Annotated in this window: 25 protein-coding genes and 2 pseudogenes; 16 read left to right on the top strand and 11 right to left on the bottom strand. The window is 70.1% G+C overall.

Going from position 1 to position 25,878, the window contains the following annotated elements:
• Window positions 1–129: 129 nt before the first annotated feature.
• Window positions 130–227 (top strand): annotated as a pseudogene (locus ACZ7P3_RS25560).
• Between the two features lie 391 nt (window positions 228–618).
• Here ACZ7P3_RS25560 and ACZ7P3_RS25555 read toward each other — a convergent pair.
• On the bottom strand, window positions 619–1,290 hold the full coding sequence (locus tag ACZ7P3_RS25555) for a TetR/AcrR family transcriptional regulator (RefSeq protein ID WP_472085366.1): 672 nt from the start codon (window positions 1,288–1,290) through the stop codon (window positions 619–621).
• A 59-nt stretch (window positions 1,291–1,349) separates the two neighbouring features.
• Here ACZ7P3_RS25555 and ACZ7P3_RS25550 point away from each other — a divergent pair, with 59 nt between their 5' ends.
• From ACZ7P3_RS25550 to ACZ7P3_RS25535, 4 genes and pseudogenes are all read left to right on the top strand, one after another.
• Window positions 1,350–2,969, top strand: coding sequence for an FAD-binding oxidoreductase (locus tag ACZ7P3_RS25550; protein ID WP_472085365.1), 1,620 nt, complete (start codon window positions 1,350–1,352; stop codon window positions 2,967–2,969).
• Window positions 2,962–3,588 carry a hypothetical protein gene (locus tag ACZ7P3_RS25545; RefSeq protein ID WP_472085364.1) on the top strand — a complete coding sequence of 209 codons (627 nt, stop codon included), beginning with the start codon at window positions 2,962–2,964 and terminating at the stop codon, window positions 3,586–3,588. The genes ACZ7P3_RS25550 and ACZ7P3_RS25545 overlap by 8 nt, the downstream gene beginning before the upstream one ends.
• A 149-nt stretch (window positions 3,589–3,737) precedes the next feature.
• Window positions 3,738–4,592 carry a transglutaminase domain-containing protein gene (locus ACZ7P3_RS25540; protein ID WP_472085363.1) on the top strand — a complete coding sequence of 285 codons (855 nt, stop codon included), beginning with the start codon at window positions 3,738–3,740 and terminating at the stop codon, window positions 4,590–4,592.
• A 205-nt stretch (window positions 4,593–4,797) separates the two neighbouring features.
• Window positions 4,798–4,896 (top strand): annotated as a pseudogene (locus ACZ7P3_RS25535).
• Window positions 4,897–4,917: 21 nt separating this feature from the next.
• Here the strand turns inward: ACZ7P3_RS25535 and ACZ7P3_RS25530 are convergent.
• The 4 genes from ACZ7P3_RS25530 to ACZ7P3_RS25515 form a co-directional block, all read right to left on the bottom strand.
• Window positions 4,918–5,340, bottom strand: a complete 423-nt coding sequence (locus tag ACZ7P3_RS25530) for a hypothetical protein (RefSeq protein ID WP_472085362.1) — start codon at window positions 5,338–5,340, stop codon at window positions 4,918–4,920.
• Window positions 5,341–5,662: 322 nt separating this feature from the next.
• Window positions 5,663–6,031, bottom strand: a complete 369-nt coding sequence (locus ACZ7P3_RS25525; RefSeq protein ID WP_472085361.1) for a hypothetical protein — start codon at window positions 6,029–6,031, stop codon at window positions 5,663–5,665.
• Between the two features lie 299 nt (window positions 6,032–6,330).
• Window positions 6,331–6,459: a MerR family DNA-binding transcriptional regulator gene (locus tag ACZ7P3_RS25520; protein ID WP_472085360.1), complete on the bottom strand. Its 129-nt coding sequence runs from the start codon at window positions 6,457–6,459 to the stop codon at window positions 6,331–6,333.
• A gap of 183 nt (window positions 6,460–6,642) precedes the next feature.
• Entirely contained in the window at window positions 6,643–8,655 is a 2,013-nt protein-coding gene (locus ACZ7P3_RS25515; protein WP_472085359.1) for a SpoIIE family protein phosphatase, read from the bottom strand.
• Window positions 8,656–9,359: 704 nt separating this feature from the next.
• Between ACZ7P3_RS25515 and ACZ7P3_RS25510 the strand changes: the two genes are divergently transcribed.
• Window positions 9,360–11,801 (top strand): SpoIIE family protein phosphatase, encoded by a 2,442-nt coding sequence (locus ACZ7P3_RS25510; RefSeq protein WP_472085358.1) that lies wholly within the window; start codon window positions 9,360–9,362, stop codon window positions 11,799–11,801.
• A gap of 152 nt (window positions 11,802–11,953) precedes the next feature.
• Here ACZ7P3_RS25510 and ACZ7P3_RS25505 read toward each other — a convergent pair whose 3' ends face one another.
• From ACZ7P3_RS25505 to ACZ7P3_RS25495, 3 genes are all read right to left on the bottom strand, one after another.
• Window positions 11,954–13,024, bottom strand: coding sequence for an MAB_1171c family putative transporter (locus ACZ7P3_RS25505; RefSeq protein ID WP_472085357.1), 1,071 nt, complete (start codon window positions 13,022–13,024; stop codon window positions 11,954–11,956).
• Complete coding sequence (locus tag ACZ7P3_RS25500; protein ID WP_472085356.1) at window positions 13,024–13,440, bottom strand: ParH-like protein; 417 nt, start codon at window positions 13,438–13,440, stop codon at window positions 13,024–13,026. Before ACZ7P3_RS25500 ends, ACZ7P3_RS25505 begins: the two co-directional genes overlap by 1 nt.
• A gap of 95 nt (window positions 13,441–13,535) precedes the next feature.
• Window positions 13,536–13,982, bottom strand: a complete 447-nt coding sequence (locus ACZ7P3_RS25495; protein WP_472085547.1) for an XRE family transcriptional regulator — start codon at window positions 13,980–13,982, stop codon at window positions 13,536–13,538.
• Window positions 13,983–14,151: 169 nt separating this feature from the next.
• On the opposite strand from ACZ7P3_RS25495, the gene ACZ7P3_RS25490 reads away from it, so the two are divergent.
• On the top strand, window positions 14,152–14,877 hold the full coding sequence (locus ACZ7P3_RS25490; RefSeq protein ID WP_472085355.1) for a ricin-type beta-trefoil lectin domain protein: 726 nt from the start codon (window positions 14,152–14,154) through the stop codon (window positions 14,875–14,877).
• A 136-nt stretch (window positions 14,878–15,013) separates the two neighbouring features.
• Here ACZ7P3_RS25490 and ACZ7P3_RS25485 read toward each other — a convergent pair whose 3' ends face one another.
• Window positions 15,014–15,916 carry an NAD(P)-dependent oxidoreductase gene (locus ACZ7P3_RS25485; protein WP_472085354.1) on the bottom strand — a complete coding sequence of 301 codons (903 nt, stop codon included), beginning with the start codon at window positions 15,914–15,916 and terminating at the stop codon, window positions 15,014–15,016.
• A 59-nt stretch (window positions 15,917–15,975) separates the two neighbouring features.
• Here ACZ7P3_RS25485 and ACZ7P3_RS25480 point away from each other — a divergent pair, with 59 nt between their 5' ends.
• The 8 genes from ACZ7P3_RS25480 to ACZ7P3_RS25445 all read left to right on the top strand — a co-directional run bounded on the left by ACZ7P3_RS25480 (window position 15,976) and on the right by ACZ7P3_RS25445 (window position 23,760).
• Entirely contained in the window at window positions 15,976–16,353 is a 378-nt protein-coding gene (locus ACZ7P3_RS25480; protein ID WP_472085353.1) for a MerR family transcriptional regulator, read from the top strand.
• Window positions 16,354–16,734: 381 nt separating this feature from the next.
• On the top strand, window positions 16,735–17,433 hold the full coding sequence (locus ACZ7P3_RS25475) for an SDR family oxidoreductase (RefSeq protein ID WP_472085352.1): 699 nt from the start codon (window positions 16,735–16,737) through the stop codon (window positions 17,431–17,433).
• Between the two features lie 446 nt (window positions 17,434–17,879).
• Entirely contained in the window at window positions 17,880–18,056 is a 177-nt protein-coding gene (locus ACZ7P3_RS25470) for a cold-shock protein (RefSeq protein ID WP_472085351.1), read from the top strand.
• Window positions 18,057–18,299: 243 nt separating this feature from the next.
• A complete protein-coding gene (locus ACZ7P3_RS25465; RefSeq protein WP_472085350.1) occupies window positions 18,300–19,187 on the top strand; it encodes a LysR family transcriptional regulator in 888 nt (295 codons plus the stop codon).
• 86 nt (window positions 19,188–19,273) lie between these two features.
• Window positions 19,274–20,818 (top strand): AMP-binding protein, encoded by a 1,545-nt coding sequence (locus ACZ7P3_RS25460; protein ID WP_472085349.1) that lies wholly within the window; start codon window positions 19,274–19,276, stop codon window positions 20,816–20,818.
• 620 nt (window positions 20,819–21,438) lie between these two features.
• Entirely contained in the window at window positions 21,439–21,936 is a 498-nt protein-coding gene (locus tag ACZ7P3_RS25455) for a transglycosylase SLT domain-containing protein (RefSeq protein WP_472085348.1), read from the top strand.
• Between the two features lie 633 nt (window positions 21,937–22,569).
• Window positions 22,570–23,130, top strand: coding sequence for a hypothetical protein (locus tag ACZ7P3_RS25450; RefSeq protein ID WP_472085347.1), 561 nt, complete (start codon window positions 22,570–22,572; stop codon window positions 23,128–23,130).
• 27 nt (window positions 23,131–23,157) lie between these two features.
• Window positions 23,158–23,760 (top strand): hypothetical protein, encoded by a 603-nt coding sequence (locus ACZ7P3_RS25445; RefSeq protein WP_472085346.1) that lies wholly within the window; start codon window positions 23,158–23,160, stop codon window positions 23,758–23,760.
• Between the two features lie 66 nt (window positions 23,761–23,826).
• Here ACZ7P3_RS25445 and ACZ7P3_RS25440 read toward each other — a convergent pair whose 3' ends face one another.
• Entirely contained in the window at window positions 23,827–24,168 is a 342-nt protein-coding gene (locus ACZ7P3_RS25440) for a helix-turn-helix transcriptional regulator (RefSeq protein ID WP_472085546.1), read from the bottom strand.
• A gap of 162 nt (window positions 24,169–24,330) precedes the next feature.
• Here ACZ7P3_RS25440 and ACZ7P3_RS25435 point away from each other — a divergent pair, with 162 nt between their 5' ends.
• A complete protein-coding gene (locus ACZ7P3_RS25435) occupies window positions 24,331–25,089 on the top strand; it encodes an STAS domain-containing protein (RefSeq protein ID WP_472085345.1) in 759 nt (252 codons plus the stop codon).
• A gap of 228 nt (window positions 25,090–25,317) precedes the next feature.
• Here the strand turns inward: ACZ7P3_RS25435 and ACZ7P3_RS25430 are convergent, their stop codons facing one another.
• Window positions 25,318–25,488 (bottom strand): hypothetical protein, encoded by a 171-nt coding sequence (locus ACZ7P3_RS25430; RefSeq protein ID WP_472085344.1) that lies wholly within the window; start codon window positions 25,486–25,488, stop codon window positions 25,318–25,320.
• Between the last annotated feature and the right edge of the window lie 390 nt (window positions 25,489–25,878).

Below are 25,878 nucleotides of genomic sequence, written 5' to 3'. Positions count from 1 at the left end.
CCGCACGGACCGGCACAACGGCGGCCCTGCGGACCGGCGCATCAGGGACACATCAGTCCCCTGTCAGGCAGTCCTGCCAAGCTCGTTCACGTGAACGGCACCGGAGAGCACCACCGGGGCCGCGAGCAGGGAGAGGTGCCCGGAGCGGTTGATCGGGGACCAGCGAGCACGCCTCACGGTCGGGCCCCCCGGGGCCCACGCAGGTTCGAATCCTGCCCTCTCCGCCACAGGCAGGCGACACCCCGACAGCCGTGGGAACCGTCCGCCCGGAGCACACCGGATCACGCCCGGAGGCGAGTTCCTCCGATGCAGGTGTCGGACATGGCCGACTGGGCCGACGCTCCCATGACGGCGGGACAAGCACATCCTCCGGTCCACAGCCATCGTCTCCGCAACCCTCGCCTCCGCAGCCCTTGTCTCCACAACCCTTGTCTCCACAACCCTCGCCTTCACAGCCTCGTCGCCGTCCGAGCCGAGCCGGGCTCCCTGCTGGTCGGCTCTCGCGCAGGCCCTGGCTCATGGCATTCGCCGGCCAGGCATGCGTAGCCGAGATCGGCCCACTGTTCGGCCAGTCGTCCGGCCGGCCGTCCGGGCAGTCGTACGGCCGGCGGGTGTCGGTCATGTGGTCATGCGGATGGCGGAGAGGAGGCGGGCGCACCGCGCGGTCATGTCCTGCGCGGTCAGTTCGGGGTGGGAGATCCACCAGCCGATCAGTGCACTGACGGTCCCCGTCCACACCTGCTTGAGCGCGTCCGCGTCCAGGGGGTCGTGGTTGCCCTGGCCGCGCAGCAGAGCGGCCGTACCCGAGGCCGCGAGTTCGTCGATCGCCTCACGGTGTCGGTGGGCGGCGCGCCAGGGTTCGGAGCCCGCCTCAAGGGTCCGGTCGTAGAGCGCGAACCAGGCGTGCCGCTGGTCCTCCAGCCCGCGGAAGAGGGCGGCGAGGACCGTGTGCGGCAGCTCGCCCTCCGCTGGGCACGCCGCCATGGCCCGGTCGACCGCCGTGAGCAGGCGGGGGCCGATGTGATCGACGCAGGCGACGTAGAGGCCGTCCTTGGAGCCGAAGTAGGTGTAGAGCATCGGCTTGGTGACGCCCACGCGCCGGGCGATCTCGGCCATGGACGCCGCCGAGTGTCCACGCCTGCCGAACTCCTCCAGGGCTGCGGCGAGGATCTGCTGCTCCCGGCGGGCCCGTGGAACGCCCTTGGTGCCGGCGGTGCGGTGCTCGCCTCGCCCTCCCGGCGTCCCGCCGTCGGCCGGATCCGGTGGGGTCGAGGCTCTTGCGGTCGTCATGGCAGGACTATACGTTCCAGTAACTTACCAAGAGGTAAATTACTGGAAGGTCAAATCTCGTGGCCGACAGCACCACGCCCGATCCGTCCCCCGCCAGCCGGTCCTGGTGGGGTTGGGGCGCCGTGGACCAGGCACTGTCCGACGCCGAGTGCACCGACCTCGGCAAACTGGTCCCCGGAGCGGCGGACACCCCGCTGCCCGTACCCGACGTCGCCGCTCTCGCGCTGCCGGACGTACGCGTCCGGCCCCCCTCCGCGCTCGCCCCTCTGATGTCGGCCGCACCCCGGGACCGGGCTTCGCACACCTACGGCAAGGCGTACCGGGACGTGCTCCGGGCCCTCTCCGGGGATCTCACCGCAGCCCCCGACCAAGTCGCCCGTCCCCGGACCGAGCGGCACGTGGTCGACATCCTCGACTGGGCGGCCGAGGCCGGCGTGGCCGTCGTACCTTACGGCGCGGGCAGTTCGGTCGTCGGTGGGGTCGAGTACCGCGCGGACCCGCGCCGCGGTGTGGTGTCCCTGGACCTCTCCGCCCTGGACCGGGTACTGGAGATCGACCGGGTCAGCCGGGCCGCGCGCATCCAGGCGGGCGCACTCGGCCCGGGCCTGGAAGCCCAGCTGCGTCCGCACGGGCTGACCCTGCGCCACTTCCCGCAGAGCTTCGAGTTCTCCACGCTGGGCGGCTGGCTTGCCACCCGGGCCGGCGGCCACTACGCCACGCTCTTCACCCACATCGACGACCTCGTGGAATCGCTGCGCGTGGTGACGCCGGTCGGGGTCAACTCGTCGCTGCGGCTGCCCGGTTCCGGCGCGGGTCCCTCCCCCGACCGGCTCTTTCTCGGCTCCGAGGGGACACTCGGTGTCATCACCGAGGCCTGGATGCGACTGCAGGAGCGCCCCCGCCACAAGGCGTCCGCCACGGTGCTCTTCGAAGACGTCCATGCCGCCATGGACGCCGTGCGCGCCCTGGCGCAGTCAGGACTGCACCCGGCCAACTGCCGGCTCCTGGACCCCGGGGAGGCCGCTCTGGCGGGAGTCGCGCAGGGCGGTGCGAGCGTGCTCGTGCTCGGTGTGGAATCAGCCCATGCGCCGGTCGACGGGCGGCTGGCCGAACTCCTCGTCCTCGCCCGTGACCACGGCGGCACCCCCACGGCCACGGATTCCGCCGGTGGGGACAGCGCCGTGGGGACGTGGCGCTCGGCGTTCCTGAGAATGCCGTACCTCCGTGATGCGCTCGCCCGCATGAGCGTGGTCACCGAGACGTTCGAGACGGCCTGCACCTGGGACCGCGCCCCGGAGCTGTACGAAACCGTCCGCGGGCGGCTCGCCGAGGTCGTGCGGGAGGTGACGGGGGCGGCCGGCACCGTCAACTGCCGCTTCACCCATGTCTACGCGGACGGGCCCGCGCCGTACTTCACCGTCATCGCGCCGGGCCGGCGCGGGGCGGAGGTGGCCATGTGGGACGAGATCAAGTCAGCGGCCATGGACCTGCTGCACGATCTCGGTGCGACCGTCACCCATCATCACGCGGTCGGACGCGACCATCGGCCGGGCTACGACCGCCAGCGTCCCGAGCCCTTCGCGCTGGCGCTGCGCGCCGCGAAGCGGGCACTCGACCCGGCCGGGATCCTGAACCCGGGCGTGCTCATCGATCCGGACGCGGGTGTGTTCAGTGACTGATCACGCGCGCGCCGCCGTGGAACACCTGCGGGACAGCTCCCACTTCCAGTGGTACGTGATACCGCTGCTCCTGCTCGTCCTGTACGTCTACGCGGTTGAGGTCGAACGCCGGAACTGGCACGTCTTCTTCGCCGGCCTGGCGCTGTGGGGCGCGGACTGGTTCAACGAGATCTGGAACGCCCTGGTGTTCCACTTCACCGGCCGGGCGCCGGTGTGGGGAGCGAGCGGCAACAGCGCCTACCAGATCCTCATCGGACTCAACATCGAGATCTGCTTCATGTTCGCCGTCATGGGCATCGTGGCGGCCAAGCTGCTGCCGCCGCCAGGCACACGCATCCTGGGCCTCCCGAACCGCCCGGTCCTCATCACGGTCAACTCGGCGGCGTCAGTGGGGGTGGAGGTGCTGCTGCACAAGGCCGGAGTCCTGACCTGGGACTGGCCGTGGTGGCAGGCCGGGTTCCCCTTCCTGATCTTCCTGATCGGATACGTCCCGTTCTTCACGGTCTGCTTCCTCGTCCACGACATGCCGGCCGTACGCACCAAGGCAGTGGCCGTGGGAGCCCTTTGGGGAATCGACGTGGCGGCGCTCGCCGTCTTCGGAGCCCTCGGCTGGCTGTGACATCGGTACGTGGGCGGTGCTCCCAGCGGTCTTCTCCGCGGCGCCCGGGCACCGGGGCAGACAGAGGCCACCAGAGAGTTGAACGCGTTCAAATTTCCTGTCACGATACGTCTTGCCACCCGGAGGGTGCTGACGAGAGGACGACAGTCATGACGAGTTCGCTGCTCATGCCCTGGGGCCGCGCCCGCACGGGCACGGCCGGTGGCGGGACGGCTGCGGGGAGTGCGGCTGCGGGGAGCACGGTCCCGACGCAGATCCTGGACTGGCGGCATCACCGCGTTGCGTCGTTGCTCCGGCGGATCGAAATGACGGTGGACTCCGGGGACACCTCGGGACCCGCCCACCGCACAGCGGTCCTGCGCCAGGCCCATCGACGCATCGCCGCGGCCGTGCAGCCGGTGTACTCGGTGCAGGACGAGCGGCCCGTCTCGGAAGTGCTCCGCCGCGGCCGCGGCTCGTGCAGTCAGCGGCTGGCCGTGCTGGAGTCCGTCGCGCGGGCATCCGGGGTGGCCACTCGGGTGCGTGGTCTGCTGGTGGACGGGAGGTTCTGGTATCCGCGCTTTCCTCGGCTGCACCGGATCGTCCCGCACCAGATTGTGCTCGCATGGCCGGAGTTCCGCCTCGAAGGCTTGTCTCCGACCGACCACCCCACCGCACCGTGGCTGACGGTCTCGGAACTCTTCGGCGGCCTGGACGAGTTGAGCGAAGGTCACGGTGATGGCTTCACCAACGCCGACGCGGAGACACTCTTCGATGCGCTGTCCAGGACTGCGATCGACTGGGACGGCGCGACGGCCTGCCCGGGCTCCGGAGCCGCGTGCGATCTCTCGGCCTATGTCCTGGCAGACCTCGGCCACTTCGACTCGCGCGACGAACTCTTCGCCCGGCACGGCCAGACCCTCTGCGGAGTGGCGAGGCTGATCGCAGAGCCCGTCCTGGGCCGCCACTCGGCAGCTGCCCAGGAACAGCCGACCAGGGCCGGGCGACGGCCGTCGGCGGCCTGACGGAGGTGGCGCAGCACCGGCACAGGGCGGCATCAAACCGTACCCAGCCACCCCGGACGAACCCGCGTGCGTCATCACGCCTGGTGGCCGAGGTGGTGGCCGGCCATCGCCAGCAGGCCGTATCAGGGGCGCGTCAGACCCCTGTCAGGAGTCCCTGCCAGTCTTGTTCACGTGAACGGCACGGGACACCCCGGGCCGGGAACAGGAAGAGGTGCCCGGAGCGGTTGATCGGGGACCAGCGAGCACGCCTCAAGGTCGGGCCCCCACAGGGCCCACGCAGGTTCGAATCCTGCCCTCTCCGCCAGTACGGTTCCGGACGCGCACCTCAAGCTGTGCCGGGCGGCGCCCACGGCTCATCGGGCGGCGGCGGGCCCTCCAGGGCGCTGCGGAACTTCTCCTTCAGGCTCTTGGGCGGCGCCTCCTTCTCCTCCTGTGCATGCACGAGCCGCGCCGTGGTCACCCGTATGTGGCACTCGCGGTGCCGCTGTCTCACAAGCACCACCCACGCGCCGTCCCGGGTAAGGAAGGCATGCCGCGCCGGCTTGTCCCCCGGCCGGGCATGCCGGGCAAGGACTTGTGGCACGTAGTGCAGAGCCGCGTCCTCAGCCACTGCCGCGGCCCGCGCCTCGTCCCCCTCGACGTGATGCGTGCCCACCAGCCTCCAACGATGCAGCCTGAGTTCCACACCCTCAACGCGCTCTGTCACTCGAGTGTCCTCCTCGATGAGGACGTACCACTGAGCAGTCATGGCCGGTGCCTATCTGTCTTCCGGGGCCGGGCGGGCCGATGAGCGGTCGCATGAGCCCCACAGAGTTCATGGGCGCGTTCGCTCCACAATCAGCATGAAGATCGTACTGGCAGTCCGGCCTCAAGTCCGGTTTTCTGCTTCCGGCTTCCGGCTTCCGGCTTCCGGCTTGGGGACGGGAGCACAGCGGCTCTCGGAACGGTCTCAGGGTCCGTCCGGCCGATCGCGACCGATTCTCCCGCCACTCGTGGACCACACACGGACGACAACGGCAGATGCCGAAGGCAGCGAACACCTACTGCTCCAGTGCGACTTCGTGCTCTGGCTAGGCGTCGAGATAGTGGTAATCCCCATCCGGTCGGCCGATCACCAGGCCGCCGTTGTGGACCCTCCACTCGCTCATGCCGTCGACGTCGTGGCTGACCAGAAACAGCCCCCGGGGCCTCTCGTCGTACTCGTCATCCTGGTAGGAAGGCGGGATCCGGGCGATCTGACGCAACCTCTCCTCGAACCAGTCGAGGGACACCGCGCGGATGTCGCCCCCGTAGAAGGCCCACCTGACGTAGTTGTACTGGCGAGCGGGGAAGGCCCAGCCCCCGCTGTAGGTGCGCTCCGGATCGTCTGCTTCCACGATCTCCTTGATCCGGGCCAGCTGTCCGTCGTCGCACTCCAGCCAGCCCCTGACAGAGACCATGGTTCCCACGACGGTTGCTCCTCATTCGTGTGGCGCGCTGCCCTGGCGCACGGTTCCGATGCGCTTGCACGCTAGGGGTGACCTGCTCGGTCGCGCAAAGGGATTGACAGGTGGACCGGCCGCCTCGGGCGAGAGCGCGCCGTCCCCATGCGGTCGGCCCTCGCGATCTTGCGCTGGGCCCGGGTGAGTATGAGAACGGCCAACATGGGGACCCCTACTGCGGAGAGAGCGGCTTGCTCCCGGGCGCGGCGGGGTGCGCGGCACCCGGCCGGCGGTGAGCGTGGCCGTGGTCGGACGATTCAGGCAGTGGGGTCGTATGTCCTGTACCCGTTGGGCCGGCGCTCGGGTCGGAGCAGGCCCACCCGCTCGTAGTAGCGCAGCAGGCGTTCGCCGGTCCCGGTTCGCTGTGCCGGCTCTCCGATGAGCACCGTACGTTCCTTCCTGCCCACTTGACCTTCCAACGGTGTCACGGAGCAACAGTTGGTGCGTCGGCCGCATTCCAGCGAGCCGCTCCGTCCCGGAGGAATTGCGAGCGGGCCACCCCTCCTGGTGAGGTACGTGACCGGGTGCTCGGCGAAACCCTGGGGCAGCTCCTGGGCATCCTGTGGACCTCAGGCGGTCGCCAGGGGCTGTGCGCGGGCGATGAGGAGGGCGACGTCGTCGTGGCCTGCGGGATCCCGCAGTTGATGAAGGAGCCGGTCGCACGTCTCCTCCGCGGAGCCGTAGGGCGGTGACAGCAGACGTAGGAGGTCCTCCAGGCGTGCGTCGATGGGGTCGTCGCGGGTTTCGACGAGTCCGTCGGTGTACAGGACCAGTTGATCCCCGGGTGCCAGGTCGAGAGTGGTGGCCTCGAAGGGGACGCCACCGACTCCGAGCGGCGTGCCGGTGGGAAGGGACAGCAGCTCGGGAGGCCTACCGGCCCGCATGAGGACCGGGGGCATGTGGCCGGCGCAGGCCACGTGCAGCCGGGCGGCGTGCGGGTCGTAGACCGCGTACACGCAGGTGGCGATGTAGGGGTCCAGACCGCGAGTGATCTTGTCCAGGTGGACGAGGATCTGGGCGGGGTCCAGGTCGAGGTCCGCGAGAGTGGAGGTGGCGGTGCGCAGGCGGCCCATGGTGGTCGCGGCCGGGATACCGCTGCCCATGACGTCGCCCACCGCGAGGGCGGTGCGGTCGCCGTCGAGCGGGATGACGTCGTACCAGTCGCCGCCGACCTCGCTGAAGGCCTGGGCCGGACGGTATCTCGCGGCGACTTCGAGACCGGGATGGCGGGGCGAGAGCTGCGGGAGCAGGCTGCGCTGAAGGGTCTCGGCGGCGCTGCGGATGTGCTGGTGCAGGACGGCGTTGTCGATGCTCAGCGCGGCGCACGAGGCGAGCTCGCAGGCGAGCGCGAGGTCGTCCTCGTCGAAGGGCAGAGGATTGCGGGCGCGGGCCAGGCCCATGACACCGATGATGTGTCCGCGGGCGATGAGGGGAACCGCCATGTCGGTGTGGACGCCGGCCCGGGCGAGCATGGAGGCGCCCTCGGAGTCGGCGGCGATACGGGTGACATCGCCGCGGTCCAGGTGGGTGATCAGAAGCGGGCGGCGGGTGCGGATGCAATGCGTTGCCGGGTGGTCGGCGTGATACGTCGTCAGGCGGCCGGGCGGAATGAGCGCTTGAGCGGCGTCGGTGGGATAGGCGGTCTTCACGGCCATGGCGCGGAACAGCGCCGGGCCCTCGCCGACGTCCGTGCGCCCCGTCTGCAGGACGGAGTCCAAGAGGTCCACGGCGGCCATGTCGGCCAGGTCGGGCACGAGGACGTCCGCCAGTTCCTGCGCGGTCCGCTCCACCTCCAGGGTGGTACCGATCCGGGCCGAGCCGTTGGCGATCAGCCGCAGGCGACGCTGGGCGCGCTCGGCTTCCTGGGCCGCCTGGTACCGGTCGGTGACGTCCACGACCACGTTGGCGATGCCCAGCACATGCCCGTGGTGGTCCTCCAGCCGGTAGAACGACAACGTCCAGGCGTGATCGTGGTCCGGGTCGGCGGGAGTGCGGCCCACCAGCTGCCTGCCCACCACTGGAGCGCCGGACGCCAGGACCTGCCGCATCGCGCTCTCCGCGGCCTGGAACGGCTCACCGGGCAGGATCTCGCGGAAGGCCCGGCCGATGTGGTCGGCCTCGGAAACGCCGTGCATCCACGCGAGGGCCGGATTGACGACCACGTAGCGCAGGTCGGCGTCCAGGACGGACAGTCCGATCGGTGCCTGGGTGACCAGCCGGGTGGACAGTGCCAAACTGCGTTCCACCTGGCGCAGTGTGGACCGGTCGGTGCCCAGCGCCAGGGCGTAGTGGTCGCCGATGTTGTCCGTCAGCCGCATGTTCCGGAACTCGACCATCCGGGTGCTGCCGTCCTTGTGCCGGACGGGGAACGCCCCGGCCCAGCCCCGGCCGGTCTCCATCACCTCGGCGAACAGCCTGATCGCCGCGTCCCTGTTCTCCGGGTGGAGGAGCAGCGGCGCCGCGTACTGCCCGACCGCCTCGCCGCGTGCGTAGCCGAACAGCTCCTCGGCCTGCGGACTCCACATGTCGATCCGGCCGTCGGACTCCACCAGCACCGCGGCGACACCCAGCAGATCGATCAACCCGCTCGGGCCCGACGTCCTGTCCTCCGGACGATCCGAGTAGTCCGGACGATCCGAGTGCTCTGGACGATCCGATTGCTCCGCATGCTGGGACTCCTCCGGACGATCCGGGCGTTCCAACCCCTCCGGGCGATCCAACTCCTCCGGACGATCCGGCCGCTCCGGCTTTCCCGGCCTTTCCGGCCGCTCCGGCCGCTCCGGCTTCTGCGCCTTCTCCGGCCGCTCCGGGCGCTGCTTCGCTCGGCCCATCGCACTCGCTCCTTCCGCCCGCCGACCTCTCCGGCGCACCGTCTCAACGCAAGGGGCAGATGAAGCGGTCTTCCTGCAGGTCAGCAGCCCCCCATCCACGATGCGGCACGGGAACCTTCGGCGGCCAGGGGGACGCGCCGGAGAACGCGCCGCGTCTGCGCTCGATCCCCGCTTCCCGGCCGCCCGCGGAAGATCACCGACTACGTGGACAGCGCCCGTGCTCTCGTACCGCGCCACCGCCCGGCAGCCGGGGAGACGCCGGTCAGGAAACGCAGCTGCCGCGCCACGCGGTCCTGCGCGCGCAGCCATGCCGTCCTGGGTGCACAGCCCCGCCGGCCTGGGTGCACAGCCCCGCCGGCCTGCGCGCGCACCCGCCCAGCGCGGCCCCGAAGACACACCGCAGGCTATGTGAGACCGTGGTGCCAGGAAGGACGCCCGCGGATGCGGCCGACACCATGGGTCTCAGGGATCTGGCCAACGAGCACCACGAGGATCCGTTCGGCATCACGTCTGCTGCCGTCATCCTCGTGGATACGGACGGCCTGATCCGCTACTGGAACCGGAAGGCGGAAACCCTTCTCGGTCACCCGGCGCCCGATGTACTGGGGCGGCCCGCAACCACCATCCTCACGAGCGAGGGCACACTGGCGTCCGCGCTGGCTTCCGCGCTGTCCGCCGCCGAGCGGGGCGGTGAGGGCTGGGAGGGTCTGGTCACCGCGCATCACCGTTCGGGCCACTCGGTCGAGCTGGCCCTGCGGGCATGCCCGCTGCACGCGGAGCAGGGCACCGCCTGGCTCGTCGTGGCCTGCGACGCCGCCGACTCACGCCAGTGGGAGCTAGACCAGGCAGTGGTACGCGGCCTCCTGGAGGAGTCACCGATCGGCATCGCCGTCCTCGACAGCGAGCTCCGTTTCCAGTGGGTGAATCGGGTGCTGGCCACCATGGAGGGTCTCCAGCCCCGTCACGGGTCGGACCACACGGCCGTACCCACGGGACAGGTACCGCCCGCCGTGGACTGGCAGGCCCGCCAGGCGCTGATGTCAGGGCGGGTCACCCCGGCCGTCGAGCATGTGACGCCCCAGCACGGCATGTCCCGCCGGAACTCGCAGGGCCGCCTGCGCCTCCGCTCGTCGTTCCCGCTGAAGGACTTCGACGGCAAGACGCTCGGGGTGTGCCACACCGCCGTGGACTTCACCGCACAGGACCGGGCGCGTGAGCGGCTCGCCCTGGTCAACGAGGCGGCGCAGCGCATAGGCACCACCCTTGACCTCGACCGCACGGTGCAGGAGCTGGCCGAGGTCCTCGTGCCGCAGCTCGCCGACTTCGTCGCGATCGACCTCTTCCATGGCGTCCTCGCGGCCAAGGACCTCACCCCCGGGCCGGTCACCGGGGGCACGCTGCAGCGGGCGGCCCACCTGTCGATCCATGAGGAACTGCCGGAGGCGATCGTCCCCATCGGGCAGCCCACCAAGTATCCGCCGAAGTCCCCGCAGGAGCGCTGCCTGACCACAGGCCGGCCGATCCGCGATCCGGTACTGTCCCCGACGACCTGGTGGCTCGCAAGTGATCCGCAACGCCTGGCCAAACTCATCCGTCTCGGTGTGCACACGCACCTCGTGGTGCCGCTCCGGGCACGGGGCGTGACCATGGGAGCCGTGACGCTGCTGCGCTGGCAGAACCCCAACCCGTTCGACGAGGACGACCTGCTGCTGGTGGAGGAGCTGGTCGCCCGCGCCGCGGTGTGCGTCGACAACGCCCGGCGCTTCGTCCGTGAACACAACGCGGCCCTCACCCTGCAGACCAGCCTCCTCCCGCCCGACCTGCCCGATCACTGCGCCGTCGAGGTCGCCTACCGCTATCTGCCGACCGACGCCGAGGCCGGCGTGGGCGGTGACTGGTTCGACGTCATCCCGCTGTCCGGAGCTCGCGTCGCCCTGGTCGTGGGGGACGTCGTCGGACACGGCATCCACGCCGCCGCGAGCATGGGCCGGCTGCGTGCGGCCGTACAGACGCTCGCCGACCTGGACCTGCCGCCCGACGAGCTCCTCGCCCACGTCGACGATCTCGTCCTGCGCCTGGCGGAGGAGGCGGAAGCGGTCGAGGACGGCCCGGTGGTGGTCGGCGCGACCTGTGTCTACGCCATCTACGACCCGATCTCGCGAAAGCTGAACGTGGCGCGCGCCGGACACCCCACTCCCGCCATCGCCCACCTCAGCGAGCCCGTGGAGCTCCCCGACATTCCCGCCGGCCCGCCTCTGGGGCTGGGGGGTCTGCCCTTCGAATCGGCCGAGATCGAGCTGGAGGAGGGCAGCGTCGTCGCCCTCTACACCGACGGCCTGATCGAGGCTTCGGACCGCGATGTCGATGTCGGTTTCGAGCGGCTCTGCTTCGCCCTGGCCCATCCCGACCGGCCGCTGGAGGAGATCTGCGACACGATGGTCCGCATCCTGCTGCCCGACCACCCTCACGACGACGTCGCTTTCCTCATCGCCCGGACCCGCGCCCTCGCCCCCGACCGCGTGGTCTCCTGGGAGGTGCCCGCCGATCCCCGGGCGGTGCACGAGGCGCGCGACAACACCGCCCGGCAGCTGGCCGCGTGGGGGCTGGAGGACGTCGCCTACACCACCGAGCTGATCGTGAGCGAGCTGATCACCAACGCCATCACGCATGCCGACGGGCCGATCAGTCTGCGGCTGATCCTCGAACGGACCCTCATCTGTGAGGTGTCGGACGCCAGCGGCACCTCGCCCCACCTGCGTCGCGCCAACAGCACCGATGAAGGAGGACGCGGTCTCTTCCTGGTCGCGCAGGTCGCCCAGCGCTGGGGCACGCGGTACACCGCCACGGGCAAGACCATCTGGGCGGAACAGCAGCTGCCGGGCACGGGTCCCTACTGAGAACCCCCGTGTGCCCGCATCTGCTGAGCCTCCGCCCGTCTGCGGAACCGTATCTGCGGAGCCCTCCGCCCGTCGGCGGCGCCGTGCCCGTCGGCGGCGCCGTGCCTGCCGGCGCTGCGCCGGCTGCCGGTCCACAGCCGGGCTGGGGCGGCTCAGAGCCGTGCGAAGGCGCGAGAGATGGCGGCGAGCTGGGACGCAGCGGCGTCGGTGCTGGTGGCGTCGCCGAGGGGGAGCGGTTCTGCCGCGGGTTCCGCTGCTCGCAGGGGGCCGCGCAGCGCGACGGCTACCCGTAGGGCCGAGGTGTGCACGGCGTCGCTTTTCGCAGCGTCGAGGGCGAGGCGGGGGCGCAGCAGGAGCAGTCCGTCGTGGATCTCGATGACCCGGCGGTAGAGGGCGAAGCGGAGCCGGCGGGGGGTGAGGGTGCCCAGCAGGTGACGTCTGTCCGCAAGGGCCGTCTCGGGAAATGCCCGGTGCAGCGCGGACCACAGTGGGGCCAGCGCCCGGTAGGTGCGCAGGCACCAGCACCAGTGGCGCACCGCGGGCCATGCGGCCGCGCTGCCTCCGGCGGCCACCACCACCGTGCACAGCAGGCCCAGCGCCACGGATACGGCGTCGTCACCGTCGGTGTGCCGGCCGGTGAGCAGGGCGAGCCGTACGTCGTCCAGGCCCCAGGTGGTCCATGCGAGCCCCACGGCCGTCGCGGCGGTGAGCAGGCGCAGCCCCGTACGGAGCGTACGGGGGCCGGCCTGCCGGGCCTGTCGCCGGACGGTGCGGCCCAGTGCTGTCAGCTGCCAGGCGGGATAGACCACGAGCACCATGTCGTAGGCGGCCAGGACAGGCCGGTGCCGGTCGTCGACGATGAGCCAGCCGTCCAGGTAGTGGAGCTGTGCTCCGGTGAAGAGCGCGGGCAGCGCCGACAGGACCAGGCCTGCGGCGGCCCACTGCCGTCGGACCGGTCTGTCGGTCAGCAGCCCGAGATGGGAGACGGCGAGCATGCGCATGATGTCGCCGGACAGCATCGGGAGTCCCGGAAGGCCGACTTCGCGCTCGACGACGAGGGCGCTGGTCGGGGCGAGGACGAGCAGCGCCAGACCCAGGCAGAGGGCGAACCGGTGTGCCTGCCGCAGGGCGGGTGCCGGCGGCCGTCCGCGCAGCGTCACCCTGCGGTACAGGCCGAAGGTGATCAGGGTGAGTCCGCCGAGACCGGCGAGAACGTCCGTCATCACCGGCCCGTGCGGGGTGCGGGGCCGAAGAGGGGTTCCGGCTGCTCGCCGGAGGGGGCTGTGCGTGCGGCGTGTTGCAGGATCAGCGAGGCGAGCAGCTCGGCTTCCGCCTCCTGGGGTTCCGAGTAGACGGTGCGTCCCAGGACCCGCCCGACGAGTTGGCCCGGCAGGTGGGGCATCAACTGCCCGAGTCCCGTTCCACGGTGTTCGCACAGCAGGTGGGCGAGTTCGTGGACGAGGATGTGCTCGCGGTGCACCGGCGGAGTGTCGGCGACGTAGACGATGTAGTCGGCCTGGTCCGCCGTGATGAGCAGTCCGCACGGCAGACCGGACTGCCAGGCGGTGGGCATGAGTTCGATGGGCCTGCCGCGGCGTCGAGCGATCGTCGCGGCCAGTTCGGCCACATCGAACGGCACGGGCAGGTCCACCTGGGAGGCGACGGCTCTGCAGCGGCGCAGGCGCTCGCGGGAGCCACGCCACGCGCCGAAGGCCCTGGCTGCCGGAAGGGGCGTCACGAGGTGGGCCGGCGCCGTTCGGCCTCGCGGCGTGCGATGGCGTCGATCAGGTCGCGTACGGTGCCCAGCCCGTCGGGCGACAGGCTGACAGCGCGCAGGGCCAGGTCCCGTACCCCGGCGTCGCGCATGGCCGAAAGGAGAGCGACCTCTTCGGCGACCTGGCCGCTGCGGGCGTCGTCGAAGAAGTACGCGACGGGCACGTCGAAGAACGAAGCCAGAGCCTCGAGGTGACGCTTGGTCGGGTTGTCACGGCGGCCCGTGCGCAGCTGCCACAGATAGGTCGTGGAGAAGCTCTCGCCCGTCAATTCGCGGCAGGCCCGGGCCACTTCCTCGTTGCTGTAGGCAGTGCGGTCCGGACGGCGGACCGTCCGGAAAAGGCGATCTATGCGGTCAGCCAGCGACTGGTCCCCGGTCTCCGACACGGCCCCACCTCCCGTTCGCATCGCATCGTAGCCGACCCCTTCGTGGACGATCGACGCCACGGCGACAGCTGAGATGAATGAATTGGTGTCTTGATTCACGGCAGTTGACAGCCGATCGGGCGTCCAGCAGGCTTCGACCTGATCGAAGCGTGTGATCGCACAACACCTGCGAACAGAGAGGCCCACTCCTGTGAGACGCACTGTGAGACGCTCCGCGTCAGCCTTACTGACGGCCCTGCTGGCCATGTGCGCCGCCATCGCCCTGCCCGCCACGGCGCAGGCGGCCAGTCCGGGCACCTGCACGACCCACTACGACGGCCCCGCCGGGTCCGCCAGCTGTACCAATGTTTCACCGAGCACCATGTGGCGCGCCGAGGTCGGCTGCTTCTACCTCGTCGGCAACCAACCGGTCGACTACTTGGCCATCGGCAACACCGTCACCGGCAACGGCACCTCGTCGGCCCTGTGCACCCACCCGCAGTCCTGGGCCACCAAGACGATCAACGCGGTGGTCGTGGGCGTGGCCGGACAGCAGGGCCGGCTCGTCGGCTACGGCGGCAAGTGCGTCGACGTACGTCATGGCAGTTCCACCGTCGCCACCCCGGTGCAGATCTACGACTGCAACGGCACGAGCGCGCAGTGGTGGACGCTCGGAACCGACGGAACGGTCCGCGCGCTGGGCAAGTGCCTGAACGCCGTCTGGGCGGGCACCGAGAACGGGACCAAGGTGGAGATCTACGACTGCGTCCCGAACAGCCAGAGTGAGCAGTGGATCCCGCAGGCCGACGGGTCCCTGAAGAACGCCAACTCCGGCAAGTGCCTTGACGACCTGGGCTTCAACACCGCCAACAGCACCCAGCTGGGCATCTGGGACTGCAACGGTCTGGCCAATCAGAAGTGGGTACTGACCCCCTGACGCGGCACCCCCGCTCCGGGCGCCGCGGCCGGAAGGCCCGTGCGCCCGGACTCGGCTTGGAACTCCCCAGCTGAATCAGCTCGGGCGTCACCGGCGGCGGGGTTCCGCCGGCCCCGGTGTCGCCTCCAGCCGCTGGCTACGCTCGACCATCCTTGCGCAGGGTAGTGGTGAGGCGTGCGAGTCCTTGTGGTCCGTAGCCGTCGACGACGGCGCGGTCGATGACGGCCTTCGCGGCGGTGAGTACCCCCACGTCGATTCCGTGGGTCGCAGAGGTGTTGATGATGTGCGTGATGCCCGACGCCGCGGAAGCGATCGTGGATCGGTCGCCGGGGTAGTCGTCGGCCTGGATCTGCTGGGCGAAACGGGTGATCATCTCAGGCAGGAGTCCACCGATCCCGGTGGCGAATGCCGCGAACCGCTCTGGTGCGATGCCCTCGGCCGAGGAGAGTGCGAAGGCGTGCACGATCCCGTTCACCGAGGTGGCGAAGAGGTCCAGCAGGGCAACGTCGTAGGCGGACGCCCGGCCGTGATCGTCACCGAGATACGTCGCGGTGCCGCCGATGGCAGCCATCGTTGCCTCGACCGCTGCGTAGACGTCACTGGCACCGCTGTACAGGACGGCGGCGAAGGGGGTGCCGACCGCGGGAGTCGGGGTCAGGATCGCGCCGTCCAGGTAGTCGATCCCGTGTGCGGATGCCCAGACCGCCATCGCGCGGGCCTGGGCCGGTTCACCGCTGGTGAGATTGACCAACTGTCGGCCCTCCCAGCCCTCCATCGATTGCCCGAGCGTGGCACGTACCGCGCCGTAGTCGATGAGGCAGGTGATGACGACCTGTCCGGCCCGTACGGCGTCCTCGATCGAAGTGGCGAGCGTGGCGCCGCGGTCGAGAAGGTCTCCGGTCTTCCCGGGCGTGCGGTTCCACACCGTCACCGGGTGACGGGCTGCCAGGAACGCGGCGGCGAGGGCGCTGCCCATCGGGCCGAGGCCGATCACGGTGACTGGCGTGAGCTGCAAGTTTTCCTCGTCGGATGCTGTCATGCCCCGCACGCTAGACCTTCACATTGACGTGAAGGTCAAGTGCTGCTGCACTCGCTTTCATGAGGATTGGTGAGCTGTCCCGGCGGACCGGTGTGAGCCGACGCTCTCTGCGCTACTACGAAGAACAGGGGTTGCTCACGCCGGCGCGGCTGCCGAGCGGATACCGCGACTATGACGAACGCACCGTCACGACCGTGCGGCGCATCCAGATCCTGCTCTCGGCGGGACTCGGAACGTCCGCCATAGCGGAGATCCTCCCCTGCACCGTCGACGACACCGTCGTGCTGTCCGGGAGGTGCCCGGAACTCATCGACGGCCTGGCGCAGGAGCGGGATCGGATCACCACGGCGATCGACGACCTGGTCGCCGCCCGCGACATCCTCGATTCCCTCGTCGGACGCCCGTTGGTGCAGGTACGGGGCGTGCCTTCCCGCTGAGCGCTCGTTCGAGATCACGATGAGCTTCTCAGAGGGTGTTCGCTAGGGGATTCCCCCCAACTGTCCGACTTTGATTCTTCCGGCGCGGACTCGGTTCCAGGATCTCGTGGCGGCCGGGTCCGTGTCCGCGATATTGATCAAACGTGACGGAACGACGCAGGTATCCCTCGGACCTGAAGGACGATCAGTGCGAGACCCTCTGAGCGGAATCTGCCGTGACCCGGCCGCTCCCCTCCACCGGGCCGGCGATGCCGCCCTGGGTATAGTGCGGGCTCGGGGGAACGGTGACGGCCCGAACCAGGCCGACCTCGCGTTCGTCGTTCTCCGGGACCCCGGACCCTGGCGAGCCCCCGATGACCACATCACCGAGGAGGCCGTCCCATGGAACCCGTCACCCTGATCACCGGCGGCTCGACCGGGATCGGCGCCGCCACCGCCCACGCTCTGCTGAAGCAGGGTCACCGCGTGGCCGTCACCGGACGGGACGCGGCGAAGCTGGCCGCCTTCGCCGCCTCGGCCGCGGCGGGCGAGCGGCTGCTGACGATCACCGGCGACACCAGCGACGAGCAGGACGTCGCCGCCGCCGTGCGCCAGGTGGTGGACACCTGGGGCCGGCTGGACAACGTCATCGCCAATGCCGGCTTCTCGCTGCCCGGCAACCTGGAGACCCACACCCCCGCCGACATGCGCACCATGGTGCTCACCAACGTCCTGGGCCCGGCCCTGCTGGTACGGGAGACCCTGGCGCACCTGCGGGAGTCCAAGGGACGCATCGTCATCATCGGTTCGGTCGCCGGGGTGCGCAACACTCCCGGCAACCTCTACTCGGTCACCAAGTGGGCCGTCCACGCGCTGGCCGAGAACACCCGCCTGCTGGTCGGTCAGGACAGCGTCGGCGTGACCGTCGTCGCCCCCGGCGTGGTGGACACCCCGTTCTGGGACCAGCGCGGCGGCACCCCCGAGGCCCAGCCGGTGCTGACCCCCGAGCACATCGCGGACACCATCGCCTTCGCCCTCAACCAGCCCGCGGGCGTGGACATCAACCACATCACCCTGCGCCCGACCGGCCAGCTCGGCTGACGTTGGTCTGCGCCCACCCGTGAGGACGGGGTCGCCGACGGTACAGCACAGCCTTTGACGTGCCGTCACATAGGTGACTGGCGGTGCGAGGACGAAGACGCACCGCCGGTCGTCGGGCTGGTGACCCTCAGAGGACATCAACTCACGAACCGCCCTCTCAGAAGTCGCCGGCGGATGAGTGCGTGGCCGAGAGCGAGGAAGGCTTTGCGGGTGCCGTCGCGGATCTCCCAGCGGATGCGCAGCCGCCGGAACCAGTGCAAGTGGGTGGCGAGGAGGGCCTGAGCGCCGCTCGCGCCCGGGCTGCGAGTCGGTGAGCGTTCGCTGACATCCGGTCAAACAGTGGCCGACGCGCCGACGCGCCCCTTCCTCCGTCGGACACGTTGGGTGATGCTCGGGTCACCGGGGGAGATCAGAAGTCGGACGACCAACCCACGGAGGGTAAGACGATGCCTCTCGGAACAATCGCCGTGTACAACAAGGCGGACGGCGTGGGCGTCATCGCCGACGAGGACGGCGAAAGGCGCCCGTTCTCCTGCATGGAGGCGCAGACCACCCGCGAGGGTGCGCGGGTCCTCTTCGATGTCGTCGGGACGAAGGCCACCAACGTGGTCGCCGTTCGGTGATCCACCCCGATCGGCGACGCCCCGCCCCACCGCTTCGGAGGGCGGGGCGTCGTACGCTCCGGCTGTGGTGGTCGTCGGCGCGGCTGCGGTGGTCGTCCGCCTGATGGCGAAACGGCCTGGGCCGTGGGCCGCGCGGCCTTCGGTCGTCGCGTTCCGATCGTCCGTCCGGTACGCCGATGCCGCCGCGTGGCCGCCGCGCGGTACCGGGCTCCGCCGGGCGGCAGATCCGGCGACACTACTGTCATGGACCTGCTGTCATTGCGATATTTCCAGGCGGTGGCCCGTCACCAGCACATCAGCCGGGCCGCGGAGGAACTCCGGGTCGCCCAGCCGTCGGTGAGCCGGACCATCATCCGGCTCGAGTCGGAACTCGGTGTGCCGCTGTTCGACCGCCAGGGCCGCCGGATTCGGCTCAACGACCACGGCGCCGCTTTCCTGGTCCGGGTCGACCGGGCGCTGGCCGAGCTCGACGACGCCTGGCGGGAGATGGCCGATACCGCAGGTGCCGGTCCGGGCCGTGTCGCCGTCGCCGCCGAGACACTCTTTCAGCTGGCCGGGGTGCTCACCGCCTTACGCGCGCTCCGCCCCGGGGTGAGAGTGCGCCTGTTCCAGGCGCCGCTGGATTCGATGCGACGTCATCTGCGGTCGGCCGAGGTCGATTTCGCGCTCGCCTCCCAGCCACTGGCCGGGCCTGAGTTGTGTTCGGTGGAGCTGGCGCGGGAGGAGGTGGTGCTGGCCGTGCCACGCGGGCATCCGCTGTCCGTCCGGGAGCGCGTCACGGTGGCCGAGCTGGCCGACGAGGAGTTCGTCAGCACGCGTGCCGGTCACTGGCAACGCGCCCTGTTGGAGCGGCTCTTCGCCCGGGAGGGCATCGCACCACGGGTGGTCTGCGAGGGCGACGAAGCAGCCGCCACCCCGGAGCTGATCGGCGCCGGGCTCGGTATCGGTCTGATACCGGAGGTTGCCCGGCGGGCCCTCCGCGAGCACAGCCCGGTGGCCTGGCTACGGCTGGACGCCGCTGACTGTCACCGGACGCTGACCCTGGTCTGGCGCCGGCACGCCTATCTCTCCCCCGCCGCCCTGGATTTCCGCCGACTGGCCGTAGAACGGCTCATGCCCGACGAGTCATGAGCACATGGCAAAACCGGTCGTGGTAGGCATGAGGGGTCGGGACTAGCGTCAAGGGCGTCCACCGGTTCCGACAAGGGAGAACAGCAATGAGCCAGCAACGCGCCGCCGCGGAAGCCGGTTTCAGCGGCTATGTGGAGGCCATCCTTCAGGTTCTGTCCGCCGAGCCGTCGCGGGCGGTCATCACGACCGCCGAGGGGCAGGTGATCAGCGCGGCGGACTTCCGGGACCAGGTCTACAGACTCGGCGCGGAGCTGGCGCAGCGTGGGGTGGGCCTCGGCACCACGGTCACCTTGCTCACCGGCAACACCGCCGAGGCCCTCGTCGCCCGCTATGCCGCCAATCTGGCCGGCGCCCGGGTGGTCGCCCTCTACGAGGGCATGAGCCCGCCGATCATGGCCCGCGTGATGACGAGCGTGGACTGCTCCCTCCTTCTGGTGGACGGGCAACGGCAGTCAACTGCACGGGAGTTGCGGCAGCTCCCCGACACTCCGCAGGCACTCTCCCTCGGCCCGAGCGGCTTCGCCGAGGACGTACTGGCCATGGCCGCACGGCGCCCGGCACAGCCGATGGGCGGCCTGGTGGGCCCGGACGACGACTGGTGCATCCGGCACACCGGCGGAACCACCGGAATCCCCAAGGGCATCCGCATGAGCCACAGCTCCTACCGGCGAAGCCTGGACCACCCACTCGCCAACGCCGGCGACCCGCCTCGCTATCTGGCCTGCACCTCACTCGCCCACCTCGCCGGAGTCCTGGCCGACATGACGCTCCATCAGGGCGGCTCCGTGGTCCTTCGCCACGGTTTCGAGCCGGGGGACGCACTGGCCGCGATCGAACGCGAGCGCATCACCCACACCTGGCTGCTGCCGCCACTGCTCTATCGACTGCTGGACCACCCGGACCTGCCCGCCACCGATCTCTCCAGCCTGTGCCGGATCACCTACGGCGGCACCGCCGCCTCACCCGCCAGGCTGCGGCAGGCGGCCAAGGTCCTGGGACCGGTGCTCTACGGCCTGTACGGCCAGGCCGAGGCGCAGCACATCACCGAAGCGGGCCCCGCCGAGCAGGAGCGGACGGGCCGAGGCGGACAGCTGACGGTCGGTCGGGCCCTGCCCGGCGTGGAGATCGCCATCCGGGACCCCGACGGCACCACCCTGCCGCCCGGGGAACGGGGCGAAGTACAGGTGCGCTCACCCTATGTGATGCACGGGTACTGGAAGCAGCCGGAACTGACCGCCGAGGTGCTGCGCGACGGCTGGGTGCACACCGGTGACGTCGGCTATCTCGACGAGGACGGCTACCTCTACATCGTGGACCGGATCAAGGAGATGATCATCGTCGTCGGGGGCCATGTCTATCCGGCGGAGCTGGAGGACCTGCTGCTGAGCCATCCCGCCGTCGCCCAGTGCGCGGTCTACGGCAGCCGGGACGAGGAGTCGTTGGAACACGTCCACGCCGCCGTGGTGCCGGCCGCCGGGCTGCGGCCTTCGCTGGACGAGATCCGGGACTTCGTCACTGCCCGTAAAGGGAGCCTCTACGCTCCGGATGCCCTGCACCTGGTGCCGGCCATTCCACTGACGGCGGCAGGCAAGCCGGACAAGCGGCTGCTGCGTTCCCGGCTGTCCGACTGAGCCGCGGCGGGGGCCGTCTGGTGGCACCTTCGCCGTCCAGGGCCGCGAGGGGGCGGCGTGGGGTGGGGTGGGAATCAGGCCTGGATCGGGGTCGGGACCAGGTCAGGACAGGGGTCGGAGTCGGGCCGGGACCGAGGCCGGCGTCAGGCCTGAGTGAGCCCCGGGCCGGGCCGGACGGGTGCCGGAGAGCGTCGGGCGGGCGTCCGGAGGGGGCGAGCCGGGTGCTCGAAGAGCCTCCGGAGAGGGTTCAGGCGGGTGCTCGGAGGGGCCCGGAGAGGGTCAGGCGGGTGCCCGGAGGGGGCTCAACAGCGTGACGCGACCCATAGGACGCACATCACGTCCTACCCCCGATCGTAGGACCACCCCACCCCGAACAGCACAGAAAACCCCCCAACAGGCACAAAACAGACATTCATCCGAAGCCGGATAGTACGTCACACCATTGCGCACCACCCCACCCCCCGCTAACCATGGCTGTCGTTGCCGGGAGCCACGAGACGGACCGAGCACAACCACCACAACCAAGCCCGCTCCGCCCCGCAGCACGGGACCCCCCATCCCCACGCCACCGGAACCCCCCACCGGCCGGCACCCCGACACCCACAGGAGACCCCACCCCCATGGCCACCACCCACCGCACCACCCGACTGCGCACCCTCACCCTCACCGGCCTCACCACCACCGCCGCCGCAGCCGCCGCCCTCACCCTCATCCCCACCACCGCCCACGCCGCCGAACCCACCCACACCACCACCACAACCACCCACGACAACAACACCACCCCCAAAACCAACACCAGCAACAACCTCGACGGCTGGATCAAGCAGTCCCTCGCCATCATGAAGGCCAAGGGCATCCCCGGCACCTACGACGGCCTCCACCGCAACATCATGCGCGAATCCGGCGGCAACCCCAACGCCCAGAACAACTGGGACGTCAACGCCCAGAAGGGCACCCCCTCCAAGGGCCTCCTCCAGGTCATCGACCCCACCTTCAACGCCTACCACGTCACCGGCACCGCCAACAGCACCACCGACCCCGTAGCCAACATCACCGCAGCCGCCAACTACGCCGCCCACCGCTACGGCTCCATCGACAACGTCAACTCCGCCTACTGAACACCGACTTCAGCGACGCACGACGGCTGTCAGCACCCGGCTCGCCCGGCCACAACATGACAGCCTCCGGACACGAGCCACGACTTGACCGTCCGGAAAGGCGAACGGACGGCGGACGGCAGAGCCGCCGACCCGGCCTTCACACCCCTCGGTGACCGCCACCTCGACACACAGGCCGACCAACCCCCGGCCGAGTCGACCCCGGCCCACGCGAACACGCCCCTGGACCAGCGGTACGGCACGACGCACGACGTGGACCGAAGCTTGGCTCGGGCCCCAGGACCACTGATCCCTGAGGCAGCCCGCCCGCTCGTCCACGTCCCGATGTGGCGGGAAATGAAGCAGACCCCCCGTCGACCCGCGAGGGCCGCCGCAGAGGCGGAGACGGGTGCGGAACTTCCACGCGATGCCCTCCAGGCCCCGGCGTTGATCGGCCCACCGGTCCGCCCCTACGGTGGCGGCGCACCTGCGTGATCGTCTGCCCAATCACGGCCCCACTCAGTCGAGGTGACCTCGTCGAGACACATGACCGGCGAGCCGTGCCCAGCAGTCGATGAGTGGCGAGATGAGTACAAGTGAGGCATACGGGAACTCGCACGCTGTGTACCACTACTCCCTGAGGAGCGTGCACCTATGTCCACAGGAACGCTTCTGGCGATCATCATTCCGATCGTGGTGGTGATCGCGCTGGCCGCCGCGGTGGCCTCACTGATGATGCGCCGCCGTCACCTCCGCGAGCGTTTCGGCCCGGAGTACCAGCGGACCGTCGAAGGATCCGACAGCCGACTCGCCGCCGAGCGTGAGCTCAGGGCTCGCGAGAGGCGGCACGACTCGCTGGAGATCAAACCGCTGTCCCCCGCCTCACGGGGCCGCTACGCCCAGAAGTGGAACAGCGTCCAGGAGGAGTTCGTCGACGAGCCGGAGACTGCCGTGCACGATGCGGACCGGCTGGTCGCCTCCCTGATGCAGGAGCGCGGGTACCCGACCGAGGGGTTCGAGCAGCAGATGAAGGACCTCTCGGTGGAACACGGCCGCACCATGGAGCACTACCGCGCCGCGCACGAGGTCGAGTCCCTCAGCACCGGCGGCCCGGCGACGACCGAGCAGTTGCGGGGTGCGATGGTGCACTACCGCGCCCTCTTCGACGAGTTGCTCTCCGACGGCGGAGGCCGTGCGCAGCACGCGCGCGCCTGACGCCGACCACCTGCATGAAGGAACGCCATGCACAGCAACGAGAAAACGAATCGCAGTACGGCCGCCCTTTCCACCGAGGACCTCGCCCAGCCGTCCGGCGCCACCGCCGGAACGCGGGAGGCGGAGGGAACCGCCTCAAGGGTCCCGATCTACCCGGGCGAGAGCACCGCGCCGGCCGAGACGAAACGCCCGGACCGTAGGTCCGAGGGCGTGTCCGAAGCCGAGGCCGCAGCCCCGCCCGCGTCGGACTCCCCGGTCACCGAGCGCGCGCCGGCCGCGTCGGAGTCGCCCGGCACCGAGGGTGCCCCTGCCGCGTCGGGCTCTTCAGCCTCCGACAACGCCCCGGGCGGGATGGACGCGACTCCGCAACTACTGGCGGACGACGAGGAGCACCGCTACCGCGACCGCTGGCAGGAGATCCAGAGCAAGTTCGTGGACGACCCCCGTGACGCCGTGCACGACGCCGATGCCCTCGTGGCGGACGTCATGCAGACCCTGGCGGCTGCCTTCGCCCAGCACAAGAAGGACTTGGAAGGCAAGTGGAGTCAGGGCGAACGCGTGGACACCGAGGAATTGCGCGGGGCGCTTCGCCGCTACCGTTCCTTCTTCAACCGGCTGCTCAGTACGTGAGTTCCGTCGAGGGCGCGGTTCCGGCAGCACGTCGGAGCCGCGCTCTCGACCTGTTCCCGCGTGTGCTCAGCGCTCGGACCGGGCCTGCTCGATCAGGCCCGCGCGTTCAGCCTCGTCCCTGACCAGCATCGACAAGAGCGAGGCCACCGTGAGGCCGGCCTCCGCGGGGTGGCGCAGCACCCGGCTCGGATCGATCTCGTATCTGTTGACGCGCCCTTGGCGGGTGTGGGAGAGGTAGCCGTCCCGCTCCAGATCAGAAATGATCTTCTGAACAGCTCGCTCCGTGAGCCGACAACGCGCCGCGATGTCACGGATGCGCGCGTTGTGGTTGTCGGCGATGCTGGCCAGCACACGGGCATGACTGGTGAGGAACGTCCACCCCGTATGCGGCTCCGGCACTCCATCCACTCCCACCATGACCAAATCGTACGGCCGGAAGGTCACCTCTTCCAAAGGCCGGGCGGTCGCGCCTGAAAAGAACGAAACAAAATTCATGTACATCTTGACGTGTAAGCCGGGAGCGGGCAAGGCTGGGTGTAGGGACACGGGAGTACCCACCGAGAGGCAGTCATGCCGGAGTCGCCCTACGAAACGCAGTCGATGAGCGGGGACGGCTTCGCATGTTCCGGAACACGCACTGCGCCGTCGGTCACCACGCATCGTGACGGCGGCCGTGTCCTCGTCGCCCTGAGCGGGGAGTTCTGCCTCGACGACAGCGAAATGCTCGAACGCACGCTGCGGGCCGCCCTCGACGCGCCGGGCCAGGGTGCGGACGTGGACCTCGGCGGGGTGAGGTTCTGGGACTGCGCCACGCTCAACGTGCTTCTGAGCGCCCGTCGCCAGGCGCTCGCCATGGGCAAGACGATCGCGGTCACCGCTGTCAGTCCCATCGTGGAACGCCTGCTGACCCTCACGGACACCCACACGCTCCTCGTCTCGCCTTCGCACGAGGCTGCGGCCGCACCTTCCGACGGGCCCGAGCGGCCGCGGACCGACCGGTCCGCGCGGCCGCGAACGGATTCCGGCGACGGCCTCCGACCGGAGGTCGTCCAGCTTCGCCGAGCCGTGCAGACCGGTCCGGAGATCGACCTGGCCCGGGGCATCCTCATGGCATCCTTCGGCCTGAACGCCGACGAGGCGTGGGAGGTACTGGTCATGGCCTCCCGGAGCGCCGACACCAAGCTGCACCGCCTGGCCAGAGACGTGGTGACGACGGTGAACGGGGCTCCGCTGCCGGAATCGGTGCAGAGGCATCTCACCGCGGCCGTCGCCCAGGTCAACGCCGCCGACGGCCGCCGTCCCCACGCCGCCGGCGACCACGGCCGTTAGAAGGCCGGTGCGCCCACGGCGCCGGGCTCGGCGAGTGAGTCGTCGATGACCACGCACAGGGCCCCTTCGCATCCCAACCGACCATCAGGACGTCGAAGTTGAACGCCGTGCGGAGACTCTCCTCGCGGACGTACGCGGCGAGCCGTGTGTCGGCCCTGACTCGAAGGGGCGGTCCCCCACGTCTGCAACCGGACGCCGTCCGGAGCAGGTGCGGCCCAGTGGAGTGGCCTACGGGACGATGCGCTTGACCGCCCCGTGCTCGGGGTCCCCGTACTGCGAGATCAGCTGCTCGTCGCTCATACGGTCGACTTCCTCGCTTCGCTGGACGGGAAAGATCACATGGGTGTCCTTGTCCGTCCAGTACTCGACGACGCGATGCGTGGCGGTGGCTCGGCTCATGATGTGCTCCCTTGCGGCGCGTGCGGTTCAGGGTGCGTCTGTGCACGTTGAGGGGTCAATAGGAAATGGGGCTTCCGTTTTGAAGAACGGAGGCGTAGGTTCCGTTTACCCCGCGTCGGCGCCCCTTCAAGGCGTCGGCCCGCCGGTCCCGGGACGGCGGGCCACGCGGGGGCCAAGCGCAGGTGAGGATGTTCACACGCCTCCTGCCCCACGCGCCGAGGCCAGGCCGGCCTCGGCCTCAGCCCCGAAACCGCTGCAGGATGCCCTGATCAGGACATCTCCTGTGCATGGCGGGTGTTGAGGCCGCGCAGGAGCGGGTGTCGGGGCCGCACAGAAGCGGGTGTCGAGGCCTGGTTCCACGTCCGGCGGGTACTCGTCCGCAGCCCTGGA

The sequence above is a fragment of the Streptomyces sp. NPDC107581 genome (genome assembly GCF_055657175.1).
This window is presented reverse-complemented; position numbering and strand designations above follow the sequence as displayed.